This is a genomic window from Curtobacterium sp. 22159 (assembly GCF_052045775.1).
GTDB lineage: Bacteria > Actinomycetota > Actinomycetes > Actinomycetales > Microbacteriaceae > Curtobacterium.
In genome coordinates this window covers 66,745-88,564 of record NZ_JBQEPN010000010.1, presented here as the reverse complement: position 1 = coordinate 88,564, position 21,820 = coordinate 66,745, and the positions used below count along the sequence as shown (strand labels likewise).

At 73.9% G+C, this 21,820-nt stretch carries 20 protein-coding genes and 1 riboswitch; of the genes, 13 read left to right on the top strand and 7 right to left on the bottom strand.

Annotated elements, in window-relative coordinates; all coding sequences use genetic code 11:
- Positions 1 to 44 precede the first annotated feature (44 nt).
- Genes ACTJKO_RS12670 through ACTJKO_RS12660 form a run of 3 tightly spaced genes read left to right on the top strand, consistent with a single transcriptional unit; the run spans position 45 to position 2,583 of the window.
- Positions 45 to 515, top strand: coding sequence for a MarR family winged helix-turn-helix transcriptional regulator (locus ACTJKO_RS12670; protein WP_440689216.1), 471 nt, complete (start codon positions 45 to 47; stop codon positions 513 to 515).
- Positions 512 to 1,018: a metallophosphoesterase family protein gene (locus ACTJKO_RS12665; protein ID WP_440689214.1), complete on the top strand. Its 507-nt coding sequence runs from the start codon at positions 512 to 514 to the stop codon at positions 1,016 to 1,018. Before ACTJKO_RS12670 ends, ACTJKO_RS12665 begins: the two co-directional genes overlap by 4 nt.
- A complete protein-coding gene (locus ACTJKO_RS12660) occupies positions 1,015 to 2,583 on the top strand; it encodes a glycosyltransferase family 39 protein (protein ID WP_440689212.1) in 1,569 nt (522 codons plus the stop codon). The genes ACTJKO_RS12665 and ACTJKO_RS12660 overlap by 4 nt, the downstream gene beginning before the upstream one ends.
- Here the strand turns inward: ACTJKO_RS12660 and thiD are convergent.
- The 3 genes from thiD to thiM form a co-directional block, all read right to left on the bottom strand.
- Positions 2,564 to 4,045 (bottom strand): bifunctional hydroxymethylpyrimidine kinase/phosphomethylpyrimidine kinase, encoded by a 1,482-nt coding sequence (gene thiD / locus ACTJKO_RS12655; RefSeq protein WP_440689210.1) that lies wholly within the window; start codon positions 4,043 to 4,045, stop codon positions 2,564 to 2,566. The genes ACTJKO_RS12660 and thiD overlap by 20 nt on opposite strands.
- Entirely contained in the window at positions 4,042 to 4,815 is a 774-nt protein-coding gene (gene thiE / locus ACTJKO_RS12650) for a thiamine phosphate synthase (protein ID WP_440689208.1), read from the bottom strand. Before thiE ends, thiD begins: the two co-directional genes overlap by 4 nt.
- Complete coding sequence (gene thiM, locus ACTJKO_RS12645) at positions 4,812 to 5,702, bottom strand: hydroxyethylthiazole kinase (protein ID WP_440689206.1); 891 nt, start codon at positions 5,700 to 5,702, stop codon at positions 4,812 to 4,814. The genes thiE and thiM overlap by 4 nt, the downstream gene beginning before the upstream one ends.
- Positions 5,691 to 5,786: riboswitch (TPP riboswitch) on the bottom strand. Its footprint overlaps the gene before it by 12 nt.
- 69 nt (positions 5,787 to 5,855) lie before the next feature.
- Here thiM and ACTJKO_RS12640 point away from each other — a divergent pair.
- The gene (locus ACTJKO_RS12640; RefSeq protein WP_440689204.1) at positions 5,856 to 6,773 is read left to right on the top strand and encodes an NUDIX domain-containing protein; all 918 of its coding nucleotides are present in this window, start codon (positions 5,856 to 5,858) and stop codon (positions 6,771 to 6,773) included.
- A 43-nt stretch (positions 6,774 to 6,816) separates the two neighbouring features.
- On the opposite strand, the gene ACTJKO_RS12635 is transcribed toward ACTJKO_RS12640, so the two are convergent.
- Entirely contained in the window at positions 6,817 to 8,076 is a 1,260-nt protein-coding gene (locus ACTJKO_RS12635; protein ID WP_440689202.1) for an MFS transporter, read from the bottom strand.
- Entirely contained in the window at positions 8,073 to 8,723 is a 651-nt protein-coding gene (locus tag ACTJKO_RS12630; RefSeq protein WP_440689200.1) for a GntR family transcriptional regulator, read from the bottom strand. The genes ACTJKO_RS12635 and ACTJKO_RS12630 overlap by 4 nt, the downstream gene beginning before the upstream one ends.
- Before the next feature lie 126 nt (positions 8,724 to 8,849).
- Here ACTJKO_RS12630 and ACTJKO_RS12625 point away from each other — a divergent pair, with 126 nt between their 5' ends.
- From ACTJKO_RS12625 to ACTJKO_RS12615, 3 genes are all read left to right on the top strand, one after another.
- A complete protein-coding gene (locus tag ACTJKO_RS12625; RefSeq protein WP_440689198.1) occupies positions 8,850 to 9,596 on the top strand; it encodes a phosphotransferase enzyme family protein in 747 nt (248 codons plus the stop codon).
- Positions 9,593 to 10,684: a winged helix DNA-binding domain-containing protein gene (locus tag ACTJKO_RS12620; protein WP_440689196.1), complete on the top strand. Its 1,092-nt coding sequence runs from the start codon at positions 9,593 to 9,595 to the stop codon at positions 10,682 to 10,684. The genes ACTJKO_RS12625 and ACTJKO_RS12620 overlap by 4 nt, the downstream gene beginning before the upstream one ends.
- Before the next feature lie 115 nt (positions 10,685 to 10,799).
- Positions 10,800 to 11,756, top strand: coding sequence for a J domain-containing protein (locus ACTJKO_RS12615; protein WP_440689194.1), 957 nt, complete (start codon positions 10,800 to 10,802; stop codon positions 11,754 to 11,756).
- Positions 11,757 to 11,799: 43 nt separating this feature from the next.
- Here ACTJKO_RS12615 and ACTJKO_RS12610 read toward each other — a convergent pair whose 3' ends face one another.
- The gene (locus ACTJKO_RS12610) at positions 11,800 to 12,162 is read right to left on the bottom strand and encodes an RNA-binding S4 domain-containing protein (protein WP_440689192.1); all 363 of its coding nucleotides are present in this window, start codon (positions 12,160 to 12,162) and stop codon (positions 11,800 to 11,802) included.
- Between the two features lie 37 nt (positions 12,163 to 12,199).
- Between ACTJKO_RS12610 and ACTJKO_RS12605 the strand changes: the two genes are divergently transcribed.
- Positions 12,200 to 12,463 (top strand): hypothetical protein, encoded by a 264-nt coding sequence (locus ACTJKO_RS12605; RefSeq protein WP_440689190.1) that lies wholly within the window; start codon positions 12,200 to 12,202, stop codon positions 12,461 to 12,463.
- Positions 12,464 to 12,526: 63 nt separating this feature from the next.
- Positions 12,527 to 13,684 (top strand): hypothetical protein, encoded by a 1,158-nt coding sequence (locus ACTJKO_RS12600; RefSeq protein ID WP_440689188.1) that lies wholly within the window; start codon positions 12,527 to 12,529, stop codon positions 13,682 to 13,684.
- Positions 13,685 to 13,753: 69 nt separating this feature from the next.
- On the opposite strand, the gene ACTJKO_RS12595 is transcribed toward ACTJKO_RS12600, so the two are convergent.
- On the bottom strand, positions 13,754 to 15,226 hold the full coding sequence (locus ACTJKO_RS12595; protein ID WP_440689186.1) for a S1C family serine protease: 1,473 nt from the start codon (positions 15,224 to 15,226) through the stop codon (positions 13,754 to 13,756).
- A gap of 158 nt (positions 15,227 to 15,384) precedes the next feature.
- On the opposite strand from ACTJKO_RS12595, the gene ACTJKO_RS12590 reads away from it, so the two are divergent.
- The 4 genes from ACTJKO_RS12590 to ACTJKO_RS12575 all read left to right on the top strand — a co-directional run bounded on the left by ACTJKO_RS12590 (position 15,385) and on the right by ACTJKO_RS12575 (position 21,773).
- Positions 15,385 to 16,419, top strand: a complete 1,035-nt coding sequence (locus tag ACTJKO_RS12590; protein WP_440689184.1) for a FecCD family ABC transporter permease — start codon at positions 15,385 to 15,387, stop codon at positions 16,417 to 16,419.
- Positions 16,416 to 17,426, top strand: coding sequence for a FecCD family ABC transporter permease (locus ACTJKO_RS12585; protein ID WP_440689182.1), 1,011 nt, complete (start codon positions 16,416 to 16,418; stop codon positions 17,424 to 17,426). Before ACTJKO_RS12590 ends, ACTJKO_RS12585 begins: the two co-directional genes overlap by 4 nt.
- A 334-nt stretch (positions 17,427 to 17,760) precedes the next feature.
- Positions 17,761 to 20,181 (top strand): glycosyltransferase family 2 protein, encoded by a 2,421-nt coding sequence (locus ACTJKO_RS12580; RefSeq protein ID WP_440689180.1) that lies wholly within the window; start codon positions 17,761 to 17,763, stop codon positions 20,179 to 20,181.
- A complete protein-coding gene (locus tag ACTJKO_RS12575; RefSeq protein WP_440689178.1) occupies positions 20,181 to 21,773 on the top strand; it encodes a chitinase in 1,593 nt (530 codons plus the stop codon). The genes ACTJKO_RS12580 and ACTJKO_RS12575 overlap by 1 nt, the downstream gene beginning before the upstream one ends.
- Positions 21,774 to 21,820 lie beyond the last annotated feature (47 nt).

The window sequence follows — 21,820 nt, the reverse complement described above, 5'->3', positions numbered from 1 at the left end:
ACCACCGCCGGTCGGCACCGGCGACGACAGGCTGGAGTGCTTCCATGAGCGACGCGAAGCCCGGTGTCCGCGACAGCGACATCGAGCGTGCCTACACGGAACTCTCGCGGATCACCCGACGCGCGAGCATCCGGGCCCGTGGCTCCGAGGGCGTGCTGAGCGTCGTCGACCAGTCCCTCGTCGACTTCGTCGTGCAGCACCCCGGCTGCATGGCGATCGACATCGCCCGGTACCTGCGGCTGAACCGGTCGACGATCTCGCGGCAGCTCTCCGGACTGCTCGCGGCGGGTCTGGTCCGCACGACAGACGGCGGCACGGGGAACGCGAAGCCGCTCGAGGTCACGGACGCCGGGCGTGCGGCGCTCCGGCGGTCCGTGCAGCTGCACCGCGACGCGCTCGACGAACGGCTCGCGAGCTGGTCGGACGACGACGTCGCGTTGCTCGCCGGGCTGCTCGAACGCCTCGGCGCGGCGGACGAGGCCGGACTGCCGGTCCCGGGGCGCGCGGCACCGTGACGACGTCGTTCGTCCTGCTCTCGGACACGCACCTGCCGAAGCGCGCGAAGGACCTGCCGGCGCCGCTCTGGGCGGACATCGACGCCGCGGACCTCGTCGTGCACGCCGGCGACTGGGTGGACACCGCCACGCTCGACGCCGTCGCGGGCCGTGCGCGCCGGTTCGAGGGCGTCCGCGGGAACAACGACGGGCCCGAGTTCGACGACCGGCTGCCGCTCGTGGCGCGGTTCGCCGTCGAGGAGCTGCGGTTCGCGCTCGTCCACGAGACCGGGGCCGCGTCCGGCCGGGAGCGCCGGATGGCGGCGGAGTACCCGGACGTCGACGTCCTCGTGTTCGGGCACTCGCACATCCCGTGGGACACCGTCGCGCCGAACGGGCTCCGACTGCTCAACCCCGGATCGCCCACCGACCGCCGCCGCCAGCCGGACCACACCTGGATGCGCGGGACTGTCGACGCTTGCACGCTGACGGTCGAGCTCGTCCGGCTGCCCCCGCGCCGGTGACGTCCCACACCGTGCTGCGGGAGGACCCGAGGCGACGCCGGGTCCCGCGTGCGCACGACCGTGCCGGACCCTGGGACGTCCGCGGGTCGGCGTGGCTCGTCGGACTGCTGTCCGCGGTGGTCACGTCCGTCGGCGCGGGGATCCCGTCGTACTGGAACGACGAGGCCGCCACGCTCCGGCTCGCACGACTGCCGGTCGACCAGTTGCTCGACTTCGTGCAGCACAAGGACGCGGTGCACGCGGTGTACGCGCTGCTCGTGCACGTCTGGATCGGGTGGTTCGGTGAGGCCGAGGTGGTCGTCCGCGCTCCGTCCGCGATCGCCGTCGGGGTCGCTGCCGCCGGGGTCTTCGCGCTCCTCCGTCACCCGGCGCCCGACCGGGACCGGCCCGTGGCGGCGCTCGTCGCGGCGGTCGTGTTCACGGTGCTGCCGCGTGTCTCCTTCAACGGGGTCGAGGCCCGGTCGTACGCGCTGAGCACGGCGCTCGTCGTGTGGGCCGTGGTGTGGGCACTGCGCGCGGGTCGGGACGGGGGAGCCCGGCGGTGGGTCGCGCTGGCGGTCACGGCGGGCCTCGCGGCGGCGGTGTTCCCGTACGCGCTCCTGGTCGTCCCCGCCGTCGTGCTCGCCGCACTCCTGCCGGAGCGCGTGGGCTCCGGCGCGGGACGGCGCGTGGCGCCGCTCGGGCTCTCGCTGATGGGTGCGTTGCTCCTGGCGGCGCCGGTCCTCGTCGTCGCCGCTGGGGAACGCGGGCAGATCGACTGGTTGCGGTCCCAGCCGATCACGATCTGGACGGTCGTCGTCGAGCCGGTGTTCGACCAGTCCTGGTGGTCGGCCGCCCTCGTGGCCCTCGTCCTCGCCGTCGCAGCCGTGCGGGCCGGACGCGCCGACCGTGCCGGACGCGCCGACCGTGCCGACCGGGCCGGACGCGCAGGGCGTCCGTGGTCCGGCGAGCGCGGCCTCGTCGTGGTCCTCCTCGCCTGGATCGTCGTCCCGACCGTCGTGCTCGTCGTGGCGAGCGTGGTCGTCAGCCCCCTCTTCACGCCCCGGTACCTCAGCATCGTGACGCCGGCGGTCGCCGCACTGGTCGGGCTCGCGGTGTGTTCGTGGCGACCCGCGGTGGTCTGGGTGCTGACGTCCGCGATCGTCGTCGCCGCGGTGCCGGCGGACGTGCACGCGCGGACGCCGCTGGGCAAGCCCGCCGGGATCGACCTGCGGTCCGTCGCCGCGGTCGTGCACGACGGCGCCCGGCCCGGGGACGGGTACCTGCTGTCCGACCGGGGCACGGTGTCGCTCCGTCCCCGGAACGCCCTGGCCGCGTACCCACAGGCGTTCCACGGTCTGGACGACGTCGCGTTCCTCCGGTCCTACGCCGGCACGGGCACGTACTCCGACGTGCTCGTCCGGGGGCAGGCCCTCGAGCGGCGCCTCCGGCACGAGCACCGCGTCTGGGTGGCGGTGCCCGCGGCAGGCGACCCCGCGTTGGTCCGGCAGGTGCGGGCGGCGGGCTTCTCGGCGCGGCAACCGCAGCGGGTCGCCGGTGCGACGGTCACCCTCTGGACGCGCTGAGTCGTCCCTCCTCCAGCGGCATCCGGAAGAACGCCAGCTCCCACTCGGTCGACCGGCGGAACGCCCGGGTCATCGCGCCCCGCTCCGCCGGCGTCGCCGCAGCCGCACGCCGCTCGACCCAGGCGGTCGCCGCAGCCGACGCCTCGGCGAACCCCGGGTCGTCGTACGCCCGGACCCAGTCCGCGAACGGGTGCTCGTCCGGCACGGTGCCGAACCGTGTCCCCACCCAGGCGTAGACCCGGAAGCACGGCAGCACCGCGGCCGCGAGGACCCCAGGATCGCCGGACGCAGCGGCCTCCTCCAGGTGGGCGAGGTACCCCGCACACGTCGGGAGGACGGCGTCGTCGCCCCGTGTGCCAGCGAGCCGTCGGTGGTGGAGGTCGCGCGCCTCGTCGGCGCAGCCCTGCGCGGCGGCGGCCCAGAACGCGGACTCCTCGCCGGTCGACCAGGTCGCCAGCAGCGACAGGTGGCGTTCGTAGGCGCGGAGGTAGTGCACGTCCTGCGCCAGGTACCCGGCGAACACCTCGGGATCGAGCGTGCCGTCGCGCATCCGGACGAGGAACGCGCACGCGATCGTGTCCTGCAGCACCCCGCCGACGTCGTCCCACCAGCGGTCCGTCCAGGAGACCTCCGGAAGCGCAGCACGGACGACGGCACCGTGGTCGACGGGCCCGGAGCCCGTGCCGACGTCGAGCGCGTCCGCGCCCTCCAGCGCCTGCGTCAGCCACCGTTTCGCGGTGCCGATCGCGAGCTCCCAGTCGCCGTCGCGGACGACCAGCGTCGCGATCGCACTCGACAGCGAGCACCCCGTGCCGTGCGTGTTCGTCGTCCGGACGCGCGGGGCGGTGAACGTCCGGACGACGCCGGACGCCGACACGAGCACGTCGTCGGAGGTGTCGCCGCCGTCGTGGCCGCCCTTGGCGAGGACCAGCACGTCCCAGGCGCGCGCGACCCGGAGCGCCTGGGCGATCGGCCCGTCCGCCGCCGCCACCGACTCCGCGCCCGCGAGTTCCGCGAGCGCGCTCAGCTCGGCCCGGTTCGGCGTCACGAGGTCGGCGAGCGTGAGCAGCTCGCCGATGGCCGCGGAGGCGTCCGTGTCGAGCAACCGGTCGCCGCTCGTGGCGACCATGACCGGGTCGACCACCACGACCGGCGGCCGGTTCGCCCGGAGCCACTCGGCCACGGTCCGGACGACGTCCGCGGTGCCGAGCATCCCGACCTTCACGGCGTCGACGGCCACGTCGTCGGAGACGGCCTCGAGCTGTTCGCGGAGGAACGCCACGTCCGGCACGTGCACCGACCGCACACCGCGCGTGTTCTGCGCGACGAGGGCGGTGACGACGCCCATCCCGTACCCGTCGTGGGCGGCGATGGCCTTGAGGTCGGCCTGCATCCCCGCCCCGCCGGTGGGGTCGGTGCCCGCGATCGACAGGACGCGCGGGACGCGTCCACCGCCGCTCACGCGTCCGCCTCGTCGCGCGTGGCGACGTCCAGGAGGAACGGATCACCCGGACCGACCCGCCTGCGGTCCGGCGGACCATCCGACCCGTGACCGAGCGGGTCGCCCGCCGGGCCCGCGCCGGTCCACGCGGCGACGAACGCGGCCGCCGAGGAACCGGGGTCGGCGGCCGCGCAGATGCCGGACACCACGGCGACCCCGGCCGCACCGGCGGCACGCAACGGTGCGACGTCGTCGAGCGTCACCCCGCCGATCGCCACGCACGGCACCTCCGTCGCAGCCGCGAGCCGCGCGAACCCCTCGTGGCCGAGCGCCGGCGGGTGGTCCGCCTTCGTCGCCGTGGGGTGCACCACGCCGACCCCGAGGAGGTCGACGGTGCCGTGCGGGAGCCGGGCGACGGCCGCGAGGTGCTCCGGCGTGTTCGCGGTCAACCCGACGTGCGCGTCCGGACCGAGCAGGGCGCGCGCGACCCCGACGGGGACGTCGGACTGCCCGAGGTGCACGCCCGCGACCAGGTGCGCGGCGGACCGTGCGGCGAGTGCGACGTCCAGGCGGTCGTCGACGACCACCGTCGCCCGGTCGCCCACCGCGTCCGCGACGGCGGCGCTCAGCGCGAGCAGGTCCCGGGCCGAGGCGTCCTTGTCACGCACCTGCACGAGGCGCACCCCGCCGTGCACCGCGGCCCGGACCACGCCGAGGACCCCGATCCCGTGCCGGTCCGACAGCCGACCGTCGGTGACGAGGTACACGCCGAGGTCCGCCGCGGCGCTCACGCGACCACCGCCGACGGCTCGACGGTGATACGGGCCTCGCGCACGACGTCCTCGGGGGTGAGCGACGCCAGACGGTCGAGGAACAGCGGCTGGAACGTGCCCGGACCGCCGGACGTCCTCGCGGCGAGTTCGGCCGCGATGGTGTGCACCGCGGTGGCTGCGACGGCCGCGGCTCCGGCGTCCCCGGGCGACACGGCCGTGAACGCGGCGACGACCGCTCCGAGGGCGCACCCGCCGCCGGTGATCCGGGTGAGCAGCTCCGTGCCGTTCGCGACCCGCACCGTGCCGGTGCCGGGCGCGACCACCAGGTCGACCGGACCCGACACGGCCACCGCGGCCACGCGCCTCCCGGGACCGCCCGGAGCGGTGACCGCGGCGACCGCGGCGTCCCGCGCGTCGTCCGCGCCGACCGTGCTGTCGACACCGTGGCCGCCCGCCGACGCGCCGAGGACCGCGAGCACCTCGGAGGCGTTGCCGCGCAGCACCGTCGGACCCGCGGCCAGGAGGCGTCGCGCCAGTGCCGTGCGGACCGGGAGCGAACCGACCGCGACCGGGTCGAGGACCCACGGCGTGCCGACGTCCACCGCGGCCGCGACGGCTTCCTCGGCGGCGGCGCGGGGCTCGGCGTGTGGGGTGCCGGTGTTCACCAGCAGCGCGTCGGCCACGCGCGCGAACGGTCCGGCCTCGGTGACGACGTCGACCATCGCGGCCGAGGCGCCGAGCGCCAGCAGCACGTTCGCGGTGACGTTCTGCACGACCGTGTTCGTGATGCAGTGCACCAGGGGAGCGCGGCCCCGGACGGCCTCGAGGAGCGTGGCGGTCCGGTCGGCCCAGTCGGGCTCGGCGCCACCGGTGGGTGCAGCGGGTACGGGCGCAGCAGTGTGCATGGACGATCCCTTCGCGAGTACGAACTCGAGCAGGTTCGACGGGTGTGATCTCAGCCGCCGGTTGCGGCACCCCGTGTCTCGGACGACACCGTACACGACGCTCTGCGACCACCGGCCGTCACAGCACCGGTGCCGTGTGGGAGGGTTGAGGACGTGCCAGATGCAACGCCTCCCGGGCCCCCTCCCGGCCCCCGCGACCCCGGCGACGCCTGGGCGATCGGCCCGGACGGGACGAAGGCGTGGGGGATCTTCGGCGCCGCCGGTCTCCTCGTCGACGACGGCGCCGGTCGCGTGCTGCTGCAGCACCGCGTCGAGTGGAGCCACCACGGCGGCACATGGGGCATCCCTGGCGGAGCGCGTCACCAGGGCGAGGACGCCGTCACCGGAGCCCTGCGCGAGTCGGCGGAGGAAGCCGGCGTGCCCCTCGACGGGGTCGACCTGCGCCACACGTCCGTCCTCGACCTGGGGTTCTGGACCTACACGACCGTGGTGGGGCGCGCCTCCAGGCCCTTCGAACCGGTGATCGCGGATCGCGAGAGCCTCGAGCTGGCGTGGGTGCCCGCGCGTGACGTCGACGACCTGCCACTGCACCCCGGGTTCGGCGCCGCCTGGCCGGCGCTGCGCGACCGGATGGCGACCACGCCCCACGTCGTGGTGGACGCGGCGAACGTCGTCGGCAGCGTCCCGGACGGCTGGTGGAAGGACCGGGCCGGGGCGGCCGCGCGGCTGGTCGCGTCGGTGGGGGCGCTCGCCGCGGCGGGACTGCCGGCGGCGGCGCTGGACCTGCCGTTCGACCGGTGGTGGCCGCGGTGGACGGTGGTGCTCGAGGGGGAGGCGCGGGCCGCTGCCGACCCGGCGACCGCGGTGCCCGGCGCCGGCGAGGTCGTCGGGGTCGTGCGTGCACCGGGGTCGGGCGACGACGCGATCGTCGACGCCGCGCGTGCCGCTGTGGGCGCCGGCGACGGCCCGGTCGTCGTCGTGACGGCGGACCGTGGGTTGCGGGAGCGTGTGGAGGCGCTCGGAGCGGTGCCCCACGGGCCCGCGTGGTTGCGCGACCGGTTCCCGAGCTGACGCCTCGTCTCCTGGTGCGTGCGGCCCGGCGGCACGCCGTTGATCAGTCGGCGTCGCCCGGGATGTGCTTCCGGGACGACACGAGCACCGCCGCCCACGACAGCACGCCGAGCCCGACGACCACCCACAGGACGACCGGCACGGCGACGACGTTCCCCACCGCCGCGATCACCGCCGGTGCCAGGAACCCGGCGTACGCCGCCGCGTAGAACACCCCGGTCAGTCCGGCGAGGTCGCGCGCGCCCGCGATCCGTTGCACCTCGAGCAGCGACGACACGAGCGCGAGGCCGATCCCGAGCCCGATCACCACGTTCGCGACGAGCCCGACCACCACGGACTGCAGCTGGATCGCGACGACGACCACGGCGATGCCGGCGGTCATGAGCGCCACGCCCGTCACCAGCCCACGGGCCGACACGGCCGAGTGCACGCGCTTGGCGAACGGTTGCACCGCGCTCGACACCCCGAGCGCGACGACGGTGGCCGCCGTCGCGAACACGAGCCCCCACGTGCCGGTCGCGCCGGCGAGCTTCGTCGGCAGGTACCCGTACCCGATGGCCGCGGAGCCGAAGATCCACGGTGCCGCGACGAGCACGACGCGGGTGAAGCGGCGGTGTCCGGCGCTCGGCACGGCGAGCTGCTTCCACCACGGACCGGGGAGGCCGCCCGTGCGGTTCGTCTCCGGGGTGCGCCAGACGACGACGGCGAACGGGACGGCGACCACGATGTGCACGAGGAACGGCAGCACCTCGGGGATCGGACCCCACTGCGCGATGAGCCCGGCGACGAGCGCGCCCGAGGCGGAGCCCAGCGTGAACGCGAGCGAGGCCCGCCGGGCACCGGAGCCGGCGTCCGCGGTCGGGTCGAACCGGCCCTGCGAGAGCTCCTTCACCCAGCTGTTGCCGACGGCCATGGCGATGCCCACGGTGATGCCGGAGAAGAGCCGTCCGGCCATCAGGAAGCCGGGGCCGAGCGGTCCGCACGCGAGCAGTCCGCTGCCGACCACGGCCGACACGATGCCGGCGAGCATGAGCGGACGACGCCCGTGCCGGTCCGAGAGCGACCCGGCGACGAGGAGTGCCGGCGCGAGCCCGAGCACGTACACGCCGAGGAGGACGTTGACGAGCAGCGACGAGTAGTGCGCGCGCTCCTCGTACATGAGCAGGAGCGGGGAGAACTGGTTGCCGCCCCACGAGCAGACGAACACCGCACCCCAGACCGCGACCCACGGCAGGACCCCGGCGCGCGGGACGGCGACCGAGCCGGTCGTCGGGATGCTCCCGGTGGCACCGCTCGCGCTCACAGGGCACCCCGGTGCGAGGCGACGTGGGCACGGAGCACCTCGGCGTAGTGGCCGGCGTCGTCGGCGTCGAGCGCGTCGGCGAGGGCGCGGTGGTCGTCGAGCGATGCCTGCAGTTGGTCCGGTCGGAGTCGCATGAGCTGGTGCCGGAGCCGCTGCTGCCGGTCGCGCAGGGTGCGGGCGAACAGGACGGCGATCGAATTCCGGGAGGCGCCGATGACGGCCCCGTGGAACTCCGCGTCGAGCTCGACGAACCGGTCGACGTCCCCGGTCGCGACCGCCTGCTCCTGTTCCGCGAGCACGGCCCGGAGGGTCGGTGCCACGTCGGCGACGCGACCGTCCGCGACGACCCTGGCCGCGGCGGTGGACTCGATCGCCTCCCGCATCTCGAGCACGTCGGCGGCCTCGTTCGGCGACATCGGGCGGACCACGGCGCCCTTCCGGGACTCCAGCGTGATGAGGTCCTCGGCGGCGAGGCGCAGGAACGCCTCGTGCACGGGCGTCCGGGACACGCCGATCTCCTGGCACAGGGCGTTCTCGCTGATCGCGGTACCGCCGGGGAGGTCGCCGCGGATGATCGCCCGCTTGACGTGCTCGTACGCGCGATCGGCCGCGGCCGGGACGGGGGTGTTCGTGCTCGACGTGCTCACGGAGCCATCGTACGCCTTGCATGCAAGGATGCATGCCGTCATGTCACGCCGTGTTCACGCGACACCCGGCGACCCCGGATACGCTGGGCCTCCACGTCAACGGAGACGTGCCGACAGGAGGACCCGATGGAACGGATCACCAGGGCGGACGACCGCGTGCACCGCCCGGCCGGACCGTGGACGCCGACCGTGCACCGGTTGCTCGCCCACCTGCACGAACAGGGGTTCGTGGCCGCCCCCGAACCGATCGAGCTCGGGGACACGCTCGAGACCGTGTCGTTCGTGCCGGGCGCCGCGGGGGAGTACCCCTGGACCGCCGACGTCGCGAGCGAAGCCGCCCTCGTCACGACGGCACGCCTGCTCCGGCACTACCACGACGCTGCCGCCACGTTCCCGCGCGACGACCACCGCGACGTGTGGTCCCAGGCCGGACGGCTGCCCGTCGAGACGATCGTGCACGGCGACTTCGCCCCCTACAACTGCGTCTACGACGGCGTCGCGGCGATCGGGCTCATCGACTTCGACACCGCCCACCCCGGCCCCCGCGTGTGGGACGTCGCCAGCGCCGTGTACCGCTTCGCCCCGTTCACGACCGGCGTCGTCGAGGGCTCCACCGCCCCCTCCCTCGACGAACGGCTCGACCGCGCGGCGGAGTTCTGCCGCGCCTACGACCTCGACGAGCGGTCGCGTGCGGTCCTCGCCGACACCATGACCGCATCGCTCGTCGCTCTCGTCACGACGATCGAGACCGAGGCGGCGGCGGGCAACCCGAAGTTCGTCAGCGACTTCGCACACGGACACGCCGAGCTCTACCGGGCCGACGTCGCCTACCTCGAGCAGCACGCCGACGAGATCACCGCCGCCGTCGCGTGAGCACGGTGCCCGCTCGCTGGACACCCGCCGGGCTCCGCGCGGAACGGATGGCGGCGCAGGGCATCGGCGTCCCCGGCCTGCCGCCGGCCGCCGCGGTGGAGCGCATGCTCGCCGTGCAGGGGCAGGACCTCGGCCAGGCGCTGTGGGCGATCGGTGTGCGGTCGCCCGGGGCCACGCGCGACGACGTCCGGGCGGCGTTCGACCGCGGTGCACTCGTGCGCTCGTGGCCGATGCGGGACACCCTGCACGCCATGCGGCCCGACGACCTCCGGCTCGTGCTCTCCCTGACCGCCGAGCGGACCATCCGGTCCATCGCCCGACGCGCTGCGCAGCTCGGCATCGACGACACCGTCACGGCGACGGCACGAGCGGCCACCGTCGGCGCACTCTCCGGCGGCCGCTCCCTCGTCCGCGACGAGCTGTTCGCCGTCCACCGGGCCGCCGGCATCGACCCCACGGGCGGCCGCGGCTACCACCTGCTGCTCCGCCTCGCGCTCGAGGGGCTGCTCGCCTGGGGCCCCACGGCACGCGTCGGACAGGGCATCGTGCTGCTCGACGAGTGGGCACCGCCGACCGAGGACGTCCCCGACCGCGACGAGGCGCTCCGTCGTGTGCTCACCGGGTACCTGCGCGGACGCGGCCCGGCGACCGAGGCCGACGCCGCGTCGTGGACGAAGCTGCCGCTCGGCGACGTCCGGCGAGCACGCGCAGCTGCCGGCGACACCGTCGAGGACCTCAGCGACGGACTCCTCGCGCTCGCGGACCGCCCGGGCGTCGGCGGTGTACCGACCGGCCACCTCCTGCCCGGGTTCGACGAGTACCTGCTGGGGTACGCCGACCGCTCCGCCCAACTCGACACCGCCCACGCCGACCGAGTCGTCCCCGGCGCCAACGGCGTGTTCCTGCCGATGGCCGTGGTCCGCGGACGGGTCGTCGGCACCTGGACCCGCACGGAGCGCTCCCGGGACGTCCGTGTCACGGTCACCCCCTTCGAACCGCTCGACGCAGCCGCGACCCGGGCGCTCGACGCCGCGGCCGGCCGCTTCGGTGCGTTCCTCGGCGCCCCGGTGACGTTCTCCGTCGCCTGACCGCACCGCGGCGGACCGGTCGCGCAGCGCTCACGCACCGCCCCGCGATGCTCCAGGCAGCGCTCAGGAGCCACGCGGCTGACTCCGACGCTGGCTCGGGTAGTGTCGCAGGGCCATGACCGACAGCCCGGCCGACGCCACCCCGTACGAGGTCCTCGGCGTCGCAGCCACCGCCGACGACGACGAACTCCGCCGCGCGTACCGGCGCGCCGCCCGGGAGTCCCACCCGGACCTCGGCGGTGACGCGCGCCGCTTCCGCCAGGTCCAGATCGCGTGGGAGCGGATCGGCACCCCCGCCGCCCGCCGCGCCTACGACGCCGGCTCGCGCGGGGCCGCCGCACCGGGCACGTCCGGCGCGCAGGGTCCGTCGGGATCGTCGGTCTGGAGGGACGGTGCCGGTCGCGACGCGTACGCGCCCCCGGCAGCACGGCGCGACTCCCGCCCCCGGGCACGCTCCCACGGACACCCCGGCGGACGGTCGCGCGAGGTGTTCCTCCAGGCCGAACGCGAATGGGTCGGCCTGGGCGACCCGATCGAGGACCCCTACGACCCCACCCTCGTCCGCTCCGCACCACGCCACATCCGACGGCTGCTGGCGGAGGCGCTCGCCGAGGAAGCGACGGCGTCCATCGTCGCGGACATGGGGATCGGCGTGACCGTCTGGCACGACCTCGACGCCGGCGCCGAGGGGAAGCTCGACCACGCCGTACTGGCCCCGAGCGGGCTGTGGGCGCTCGAGTCGATCGACTGGGGTGCCCCGGTGCGCATCGAGCACGGCGAGATCGTCGGGGAGACGCTCGCGCCCGGGGAGCGCCCGGTCAAGGAACTCGTCCGGGCCGCGCGAGCCGTGCAGAAGCAGACCCGCGTGCGGTTCACCGGCCGGCTGCTCGTCGTGCCGGACTCCGCGGTCGACGAGGACGTGCAGCTCGTCGGCTCCCCGCGCAAGCCCACGGCGTTCGTCGTCCGGCGCAGTGCGCTCGGTCAGGTCCTGAACGGTGTGTGGTCGCCCGAGGGCAGCGTCGACGTGTTCGAGATCCGCGACCGCCTGCAGCAGACCGTCCGGTTCGTCTGATGCCGGAGCGAGTCGATCCGTCCGGGAAGCCGAAGCCCGCGGGTCAGTAGCCGCGCAGCTTCTCGAGGTCGCGGCGCTCCCGCTTGCTCGGACGACCCGCCCCGCGGTCCCGCACCGGGACGAACCCGGCCTCTTCCCTGGGCAGGCGCGGCGGGGTCCGGTCCTCGTAGTGCTTCGCCGCCTCGGGCGCGCTCGTCCGCTTGAGGATGATGCCGGTGACGACGACGATCCGGTCGAAGCCGTTCTGCCGCACCCGCACCTCGTCCCCGGGGCCGATCGGCTGGGCGGGCTTCGCGCGCTCCCCGTTCACCCGGACGTGGCCGGCCTTGCACGCGGCGGTCGCGGCGGAGCGGGTCTTCGTGATGCGCACCGCCCAGATCCAGCTGTCCACGCGTGCCTTCGCCATCCCCACACTCTAGGCGGGACGCCCGTACGCTGGCGGTGTGGAGCAGGTGCCCGGGCAGCAGGACGCGCTCGCCCGCACCCACGCGCTCGGCGTGCTGCGGTCGGCGTCGATCGGGGACCGCCTGGTCGTCCGGGCACGCGACGGCGACGGCGCCCGGGACGCCCTCGGGACCCTCACCGCCCGGTCCGCGCTGCGCGTCACGATCGACACCCGGCGGGGTCCGGTCGAGGTCGCCTTCGTCGACGTGCTCGCCGCGAAGCCGGTCCCGCCGCCACCCGCGCCGCGCACCCGGCGTCCCTGACCGTCCGGGCGACCCCGGCGAGCCGCCACGTGCCGAGCGGGGCCGCCGACGTAGCCTCGTGCCATGGCAGTCCCCGTCCCGCTCGGCACCGAGGACCGCACCGCCCGCCTCACCCTCCGCCGCCCCGACGCGTGGCGCCGCGAGGACACGGCGCAGGCGGACCTGCGCGTCACCGGCGACGACGTCGTGCTCACCGTCCGGTCCCGTCCGAGCGACCGGACGATCGCCGAGGAGCACACCAGCCTCCTCGAACGGCTGCCGGGCGCCGTCGACGGACTCCGGCTCATCGGGTGCGACCCGTGGACGAGCGTCGGAGCGCCGGCCCGACTCGTCGAGTACGTCCGTCCCGACGACGGCGGCGACGTGGTGGGAGCGCACCTCCTCTTCGTCACCGGACGGCACCGCGTCGACCTCACCGTCGAGCGCCCCCTCGCGCGCATGCTCGCCACTGACGACCTCGTGTTCGCCGTGCTCGACACCGTGCGGGCGGCCGAACCGGGTCCGTCGCGGGTGCAGCGCGACCCCGAGCCGCTCCCGGCCGCCGCTCCCGCTCCCGCCGTCGAGGGCGTGCACCTCGGCCCGGAGGCGCTCACCACGCTCCGCAGCCTGGTTGGACGCCGCTGGAACCCCGCCCTCCTCCGCAGCCCGGCCGGCCGGGAACTCATCGAGTCCGGCCTCGTCGGCCGCCTCGGCACGCTGCCGGACTCCACCCAGGCACTGCTCGGCCCCTGGGAGCGCGACGAGCAACCCGTCACGCTCGAACAGCGGCTCCCGGACGGACGCACCACGCGCCTCCAGGCCTGGTCGGAGACCGTCGTCGACGGGACGGACGAGACCGGCGGCGTGATCGCCGGACTGCCGGTCGAACAGGTGGTGCGGACGATGGCCGGGAGGCTCGGCATCGGTCCGGCGTGGACCTTCCCGTTCCGCACGCGGTCGCTCCGGGCGGACCTGCTCGGGCGGAGGACCAGCGGAGCCGACGTGGCGCCCGACCTGCCGGCGGCGATCGCCGAGGCGGACCCCCGGCTCGCGCGCTTCTGGGCGGCGCCGTGGACGGTGTCGTCCCTGCGGCGCCCGGGGAAGCCGAACCCCGTCGTCGTCGTGCACGCCGACGGGCAGGGCTTCGCGCGCGTCGGACGCACGGAGGCCGGGGAGACCGTCTTCACGACGGACTCCCCGGCGAACGTCTACCGCTCGGTCGTGCGCGCCCTCCTCGGGTGACCGCTTTCCCGACACTGTGCCCGCTGGGCCAACGTCTACCGCTCGGTCGTGCGCGCCCTCCTCGGGTGACTAGGCTGCGGGGCCGGCGGTGAGGGTGACCGTCACCGTCTTCGCCGCGCCGGTGCTGTCGGTGTAGCCGACCGTCACCTTGTCCCCGACCGCGTGTGACTGGATCGCCGAGGTCAGCGCATCCGAGCTCGCAACGGACGTGCCGTCGATGCTCGTGATGACGTCGCCCGCCGCGAGCCCGGCCGACGCCGCACCGGACCCCGTCACCGTCCCGGCCACGGCGACGCCGCCGGTCGACGCCGTGCCGCTCACCTCGACGCCGAGGAACGCCGGCAGGCCGATCGTGATCGTCGACGAGGACTCGCCCGCGAGGATCTTGTCCGCGATCGACTTCGCCGTCGTGATCGGGATCGCGTAGCCCGTGACGTCCGCCGAACCCGAGGACGCGGCGGTCGCCATGCCCACGACCTCGCCCTCGCTGTCGAGCACCGGGCCACCGGAGTCGCCCGAGACGATGTCCGCCGCGACCTCGATGAGGCCCTGCAGGGACTCGGTGCCCGACCCGGACTCGCTCTGCACCTGGATGTCCTGGTCGGTGGCCGTGACGGTGCCCTGGGCAGCCACGAGGTTGCCGGTGCCCTCGGCGTTGCCGACGTCGGTCACGGTGTCGCCGGTGTTCGGCTCGCCGTCGTCGTCGAGCGTCACGGTGGAGAGGCCGGAGGCGTTCTCGAGCTTGAGCACGGCGACGTCGTGCGTGGCGTCCGTCCCGACGACGTCCGCCTTGTACTGCTTGCCGGTGGTCTCGTCCGTGACGGTGATGCTCGTCGCTCCCTGCACAACGTGGTTGTTCGTGAGGACCGTGCCGTTCGAGCTGAGGACCATGCCGGTTCCGGCCGCCTGCGACGACTCGTCGTAGTTCAGCACGGTGTTGATCGTCACGACGCCCTTCTTCTGGGCGCTCGTCGCCGCGGTCGCCGCCGACTCGGTGCTCGTGCCGGAACCGCCGGTGCTGCCGGAGCTCCCGCTGTCCCCGCTGCCGTCACCGGGGACCGTGAACCCGTTCGTGCCGCTGCCGCTGTCCGTGCCAGAGCCGGTGCCCGTGCCCGGCAGCGTGGTGCCCTGCGACTGGCTGGACGTCGTCGTCGTGCTGTGCGAGGACAGCCCGAGCGCGGTCCCGCCCGCGGCCCCCACGATCGCGAGCGCCGCGATCCCGGAGCCGATCACGAGCCCGAGCCGACGCGGCCGCTTCGTGCCGTGGTTCGCGGCCGCGGCACCGTGCACCCAGCCGTGCTGGAACCCGGGGAGCGCGGGGCTCCCGATGAGGAACGGTCCGCGTCCGTCCGGGGCGTAGGCGTAGGGGCCGGAGCCGTCCGGACCGTACAGGTACGGGCCACTGCCGTCGAACGCGTACGCCGAGCGGAGGGTGGACGGGTCGGCGTGCGGTGCCTCCCACGTCGCCCCGGCCTGCGGCTGCGCTGCATCGGTGCGGGCGGCGCCGTTCTCGTCGGCGGCGGGGTTCGGGGTCTCGTTCATCGGTGCTCTCCGGTCGTCCCTCGACGACCCGGTCGGGCGTCGATGGGTACGAGTACAAGCCCGCTTCCCATGACGGACCTATGAACGGACCCTGCGGCTGCTCACGGCTTGCTCGGGGGTCGCCGAACGGGCTCGTGGGTTAGGGTTGCCTCACTTCCATGCGTTCCCCGTCGCCCACCCCTCCAGCGCCCAGCTCCGCGCCACGCCTCGTCGGCGCGACCGTGCTGGCCGTGGTCGTCCTCGCCGTCGCGGTCGCACTGTCCGTCGCCTTCGGTTCGCGTCCGATCCCGCTCGGCACCGTGCTCGACACCGTCCTGCACCCCGGCAGGCACGACGAGATCGGGCTCATCGTCCTCGGGAACCGCGTGCCGCGCACCGTCGTCGGTCTCCTCGCCGGTTCCGCACTGGGCGTCGCGGGCGCCGTGATGCAGGGCGTGACCCGGAACCCCCTCGCGGACCCGAGCGTGCTCGGCATCAACTCCGGCGCCGCGCTCGCCGTCGTCGCGGGCATCGCCCTGTTCGGCGTCAGCGGCACCGCCGCGTACCTCCCGTTCGCGTTCGTCGGCGCCGGGCTCGCCGCGCTGCTCGTGTACGGCATCGCGGCCGTCGCCCGGCGCGGGCTCTCGCCCGTCGGACTCGCCCTCGCCGGGGCGGTCGTCGCCGCGGCACTGTCGTCCGTCACGACCGCGGTGCTCGTCACCAGCCAGAGCCTCCTCGACCAGCTGCGGTTCTGGCAGGTCGGCGCGCTGGCGGGGAAGGACCTCGGTACGGCCGGGGTGATCACGGTCCCGGTGCTCGTCGGACTCGTCGTGGCGTTCGGTCTCGGCCGATCGCTCAACACCCTCGCGCTCGGGGACGAACTCGCCGCTTCCCTCGGGCAGCGCGTGGTGCTCGTGCGCGCGGTCGGGGGGATCGTCACCGTGCTGCTCGCCGGGTCCGCCGTCGCGGCCGCCGGGCCGATCGCCTTCATCGGTCTGGCGGTCCCGCACGCCGTCCGGCGGCTCAGCGGCCCGGACCACCGGTGGACGATCCTCCTCTCGGCCCTCGTCGCGCCGGCACTGCTGCTCGTGGCCGACGTCATCGGCCGGGTGGTCGCGTACCCGGGGGAGCTGCAGGTCGGCATCGTCACGGCGCTCATCGGCGCTCCGGTGTTCATCTGGCTCGTCCGGTCGCGGGCGGTGCAGGGCCTGTGAGCGCCGTCCGTCCCGCCGCCCTGCGTCCGACCGCCGCTCGCCGCGAGTGGGCGGTCCTCGGGGGCGTCCTCGTCCTGCTCGTCGCGCTCGTGCTCGTCGGACTCGGTGTCGGCGAGATCCCGCTCTCGCCCGTGCAGGTGGCGGCGGCGCTGGTCGGCCACGGCGACACGATCTCCGACTTCGTCATCGGGCAGCTCCGCGGGCCGCGGGTCGCGGGTGCGGTCCTCGTGGGCGCGTCCCTGGCCGTCGCGGGCGGCATCGTCCAGAGCGTCGTCCGCAACCCGATCGCCAGCCCCGACGTCGTCGGCATCACCTCCGGGGCGAGCGCCTCGGGCCTGACCGCCATCGTGCTGTTCGGTGCGAGCGGCGGCACGCTCTTCTCCGTCGTGCTCGTCGGCGCGGTCGTGGTGTCACTCGTCATCGCAGGCCTGGCCTGGCGGCGGGGGATCACCGGCAACCGGGTGGTCCTCGTCGGGATCGGGGTCGCGGCGATCTGCCTCAGCATCACCGGGTGGATGCTCACGAGCGGCACCGTGACCCAGGCGGGCACCGCGCTCCTCTGGCTGTCCGGCAGCCTCAACGCCGTCGACCGGAACCTCGTCGGGGTGCTCGCCGTCGCGTTCGTCCTGCTCATGGCGCTCGCGCTCGTGCAGTCCCCACGGCTCACGGTGCTGACGCTCGGCGACGAGGTGGCCTCGGCGCTCGGACTCCGGCCGAACCGGGCGAAGGTGCTGCTGCTCCTCACCGCCGTGTGCCTCACCGCGGCGGCCGTCGCGACCGCGGGGCCGGTGTCCTTCGTCGCGCTCATGGCGGCGCCGATCGCCCGGCGGCTCGTCGGGGGAGGGCGCGTCGCGCTCGGGCCGACCGCCGCCGTCGGGGCCGCGATCACGCTGGCGAGCGACCTCGTCGCGCAGTTCGCGATCCCGGGGAACGCGCTGCCGGTCGGTGTCGTGACGGGGGTCATCGGCGCGCCGTACCTGCTCTGGCTGCTCGCCCGCGGTCGCTGACCGGTCACCGCTGAGCGGCCGCTGCGCCGGCGCCACGCCCTCCGCACGGTGCCTGGCGGAGCTGCACCGCGCCTCCAGTCCAACCGCACCCCGACCTGCTGGCCGGGGCAGGACGACCGGACCACCAGCACGGATCAGCCGACGGGAGCGGCAGCGACACGCCCGGGAGGCGCACCGCGCAACTTCTTGCGGTTTTCCGCACGCCACACCCAAAACCCCCCTTCCGGGTGTCTGCACCGTTCGTTCTGTCCCCATACGGTCATTGACGACCGCAGGACTACCCGACAGTGCCCCGACCCGACGGAGCGCTGGTCCGGCGGAACGAAGGACAGTCATGCCCGAACAGCATGACGGCGCTCCCGCGCGCCGTCGCCAGTGGGGGTCCGAGCGTCGGACCCGTCCGCTCGACACCCTGCACGAACGCCCCTCCGACCGGAAGCTCGTGTCCGGCCGCGTCGCGATCATCCTCACGATCGCGTTCTGGCTGGCGTACGTCGTCTACACCGTGATCCGCCAGTTCCTGGACTACGGCGCCGAGAGCTTCCGCTTCACCACCGAGGCGATCTCGTACCTCGTGGTCGTCACGTTCCTGACGTTCTCCGCGCTCATGCACCTCGTGGCACGCCAGGGTGCGATGGAGCGCTTCGCCACCCACGTCCGCGTCCCGCGCGCCGAGCTCGACCGGCACTTCGCCGAGGGGCACGAGTCGCCGATGACCGTCCTCGTGCCGAGCTACGCCGAGGAGCCCGACGTCGTGGCCACCACGCTGTGGTCCGCCGCGCTACAGGAGTACCCGTCGCTGCGGGTCGTGCTGCTCGTCGACGACAACCCGTTCCCGACCGACCCGGAGACCCTCGAGAAGCTCGAGCGGACCCGCGCGGTCGCCACCACGATCCAGAACCAGCTCGCCGCCCCGTCGCAGCGTTTCCAGGAGGCGCTGCTCTCCGCCGAGGTCGAGGCCGAGGCTGCTCCGTTCGCGAGCGTCGACGGGCTGCGCAACCTCGTCGAGCACCACCGCTGGGCCGATGCGTGGCTCCGACGTCACGCTCGCGAGCACGACGTCCTCGACCACGTGGACCACTTCTTCCACGACCAGGTCCTCATCGGGCTGGCGGACGAGTTCCGGCTCACGTCCGAAGCCCTCGAGGCCGCGATCGTGGACGCCGTCGACGCCGGCGAGGCCTTCACCGAGGTGACGAGCCGCCGGGCCCTCGAACTCCAGCGCCGTCTGGCGTGGACCTTCACGGCCGAGATCACGACGTTCGAACGGAAGCGCTACGCGAACCTCTCGGACGAGGCGAACAAGGCGATGAACCTCAACGCGTACATCGGCCTGCTGGGTGGCTCGTACGCGTTCGAGGAGACCGCCTCCGGCACGATCCTGCGCACCGTGTCTGACGCCGCCTCGGCCGACCTGGTCGTCCCCGCGTCGGACTACATCCTGACGCTCGACGCCGACTCGGTCCTGCTCCGCGACTACTGCCTGCGCCTGGTCTACTTCCTCGAGCAGCCGGAGAACGCCCGCGTCGCCGTGACCCAGACCCCGTACTCGTCGTTCCGCGGCGCCGCCACCCGCATCGAGCGGCTCGCCGGTGCGACCACCGACATCCAGCACATCCTCCACCAGGGCATGTCGCGGCACAACGCCACCTTCTGGGTGGGCGCGAACGCGGTCATCCGCACGCGGGCGCTCCGGGACATCGAGGAGGTCGAGACCGTCGGCGGCTTCGAGGTGAAGCGCTACGTGCAGGACCGCACGGTGATCGAGGACACCGAGTCCAGCGTCGACCTCGGCATGCACGGCTGGACCCTCGTGAACTACCCGGAGCGGCTGTCGTACAGCGCGACCCCGCCGGACTTCGGCTCGCTCATCGTGCAGCGCCGACGGTGGGCGAACGGTGGCCTGCTGATCCTGCCGAAGTACATCCGCCAGGTCCGTGAGCGGCGTGCCCGCGGGGAACGCGTCGGCATCGTCGAGATGTCGCTGCGCGTCAACTACATGGCGTCGATCGCGTGGGCCTCGTTCGGCCTCATCTTCCTGCTGGCGTACCCGTACGACTCGCGGCTGCTCAGCCCGATGGTGCTCCTCGCCGCCCTGCCCTACTTCTGGCTGCTGTCGAGCGACCTGAAGTACTGCGGCTACAAGCGCACCGACGTGTTCCGCATCTACGGCTTCAACCTCATCCTGATGCCCGTCAACGTCGCCGGGGTGCTGAAGAGCATCCAGCAGGCGCTCACGGCGAAGAAGATCCCCTTCGCCCGCACGCCGAAGGTCCGGGACCGCACCGCCTCGCCGGCGCTGTACGTCCTCGCGCCCTACGCGATGGTCGTCTTCTCGGTGTTCACCTTCGCCCGCGACTTCCAGGCGCAGAACTGGGGCAACGCCGTGTTCGCGGCCTTCAACGCCCTGCTCGCCATGTACGCGATCGTCGCCTACATCGGCATCTGGAACTCGGTCGTCGACGTGTGGCTCTGGGCCACCAAGTGGATGTACTACGACCCGACCGCCCGTGCCGGACGGCGGGCCGCCCGTCGCGACGCCCGCACCGCCCGCACACGTGCACGGAAGGGGATCGTGCCCGAGCTCGAGCCCGTCACCGAGGACTGGCGTGCCGTCCTGTACTTCGGGCACCGCGGCAAGACCATGCCGGTCCGGCACGGCGCCGACGTCGTCGGGGCGCGGAACGCTCCCGGCACCGCCGCCCTCGACGCCGACCAGCACACGACGAACACCGACGAACGGAGCGCCGCCTGATGTCCGCCACGAGACGACTCTCGCCGTTCCGCGTCGGCATCGCGGTGGTGCTCACCGCGGCCCTCGCCGCCGCCGGGTACGTCGGCTTCGACCGCTGGCAGTCCGCCCAGGCCGCGGAGACCCAGAAGTCCTGGTTCGCCGCGTACACCGACGTGACCGCCACGCCGACGTTCGCGTTCGAGGACGTCAAGTCCGCGAAGGGGCGCGACGTCATGCTGTCGTTCGTCGTCGCCGACCACGACGACGCCTGCACACCGACGTGGGGCTCCGCGTACTCGTTGCAGGGCGCGTCGGACACGCTCGACCTCGACCGTCGCATCGCCCGCCTGCAGCAGCAGAAGGGCGAGGTCGGGGTCTCGTTCGGCGGTCTCGCGAACGACGAGCTCGCCACGACCTGCACGAACGCCTCGGATCTGGTGAGCGCGTACGAGACGGTCGTGAAGCGGTACGACGTCAGCACGGTCGACTACGACATCGAGGGTGACGACCTCACCAACCACGACGCCGGTCAGCGGCGTGCGAAGGCGGTCGCGGAGCTGCAGGCGGCGCGCCGTGCCGCCGGGCACCCGCTCGCCGTGTGGCTGACGCTGCCCGCCGCGCCGTCCGGTCTCACGAGCGACGGCACCACCGCGGTAGCGCAGTTCCTCAAGGCCGGTGTCGACCTCGCCGGCGTGAACGCGATGACCATGGACTACGGCCAGGGCAAGGGCGCGAGCCAGAGCATGTACTCGGCCTCGGTCCAGACGCTGCAGGAGGTCCAGCGACAGCTCGGCGTCCTGTACGAACGCGCCGGCACCCCGCTCAGCGCCGCCACGCTGTGGCACAAGGTCGGGGCGACGCCGATGATCGGGCAGAACGACGTGCAGGACGAGGTGTTCACGCTCGCCGACGCCCGGAAGCTGAACACGTGGGCCCGGGACCGCGGTCTCGGCCGGATGTCGATGTGGTCCCTCAACCGCGACACCACGTGCGGCTCGAACTACGTCAACCTGTCGACCGTGTCGGACTCCTGCTCCGGCGTGGACCAGCACGGCGTGCTCTACGCGGACGTCCTCGGCAAGGGCTTCACCGGCGGGATCGTCGCCGCCGCCTCGGACGTCACGAAGGCCGAGCCCTCGGCGACCGTCCAGCCGACGGACGACCCGAAGACCAGCCCGTACCCGGTGTGGAGCGCGGACGCCTCGTACCTCGAGGGCACGAAGGTCGTCTGGCACCGCAACGTGTACGAGGCGAAGTGGTGGACGTCCGGCGACCTGCCCGACGACCCGGTGCTCAGCGCGTACGAGACGCCCTGGCAGCTCGTCGGTCCCGTCCTGAAGGGCGAGAAGCCGGTGAAGCCGGTGACCCTGCCGGCCGGCACCTACGACAGCTGGTCCGGCACGAAGCGCTACGACACGGGCGCGCGGGTCCTCTTCGACGGCATCCCCTACCAGGCGAAGTGGTGGAACACGGGGGACAGCCCGGAGGCCTCCACGAGCGACCCCGACGGCTCGCCCTGGGTGAAGCTCAAGGACGCCGAGATCAAGCGGATCCTTCAGGCCGTGGAAGCGGGCAAGGCCGCACCGACGGCGGACGCGATCCCGTCGTCCTGACCGCCGTCCGGTCGGTCCTGGAGGCGCGGTGCCAGCTGGCACCGCGC

Bases quoted from the DNA above. Each gene is read 5' to 3' on its own strand.
- ACTJKO_RS12670 (WP_440689216.1), top strand. From the start codon at position 45: ATGAGCGACGCGAAGCCCGGTGTCCGCGACAGCGACATCGAGCGTGCC.
- thiM (WP_440689206.1), bottom strand. From the start codon at position 5,702: ATGCACACTGCTGCGCCCGTACCCGCTGCACCCACCGGTGGCGCCGAG.
- ACTJKO_RS12625 (WP_440689198.1), top strand. From the start codon at position 8,850: ATGGAACGGATCACCAGGGCGGACGACCGCGTGCACCGCCCGGCCGGA.
- ACTJKO_RS12615 (WP_440689194.1), top strand. From the start codon at position 10,800: ATGACCGACAGCCCGGCCGACGCCACCCCGTACGAGGTCCTCGGCGTC.
- ACTJKO_RS12610 (WP_440689192.1), bottom strand. From the start codon at position 12,162: ATGGCGAAGGCACGCGTGGACAGCTGGATCTGGGCGGTGCGCATCACG.
- ACTJKO_RS12600 (WP_440689188.1), top strand. From the start codon at position 12,527: ATGGCAGTCCCCGTCCCGCTCGGCACCGAGGACCGCACCGCCCGCCTC.
- ACTJKO_RS12595 (WP_440689186.1), bottom strand. From the start codon at position 15,226: ATGAACGAGACCCCGAACCCCGCCGCCGACGAGAACGGCGCCGCCCGC.
- ACTJKO_RS12590 (WP_440689184.1), top strand. From the start codon at position 15,385: ATGCGTTCCCCGTCGCCCACCCCTCCAGCGCCCAGCTCCGCGCCACGC.
- ACTJKO_RS12580 (WP_440689180.1), top strand. From the start codon at position 17,761: ATGCCCGAACAGCATGACGGCGCTCCCGCGCGCCGTCGCCAGTGGGGG.
- ACTJKO_RS12575 (WP_440689178.1), top strand. From the start codon at position 20,181: ATGTCCGCCACGAGACGACTCTCGCCGTTCCGCGTCGGCATCGCGGTG.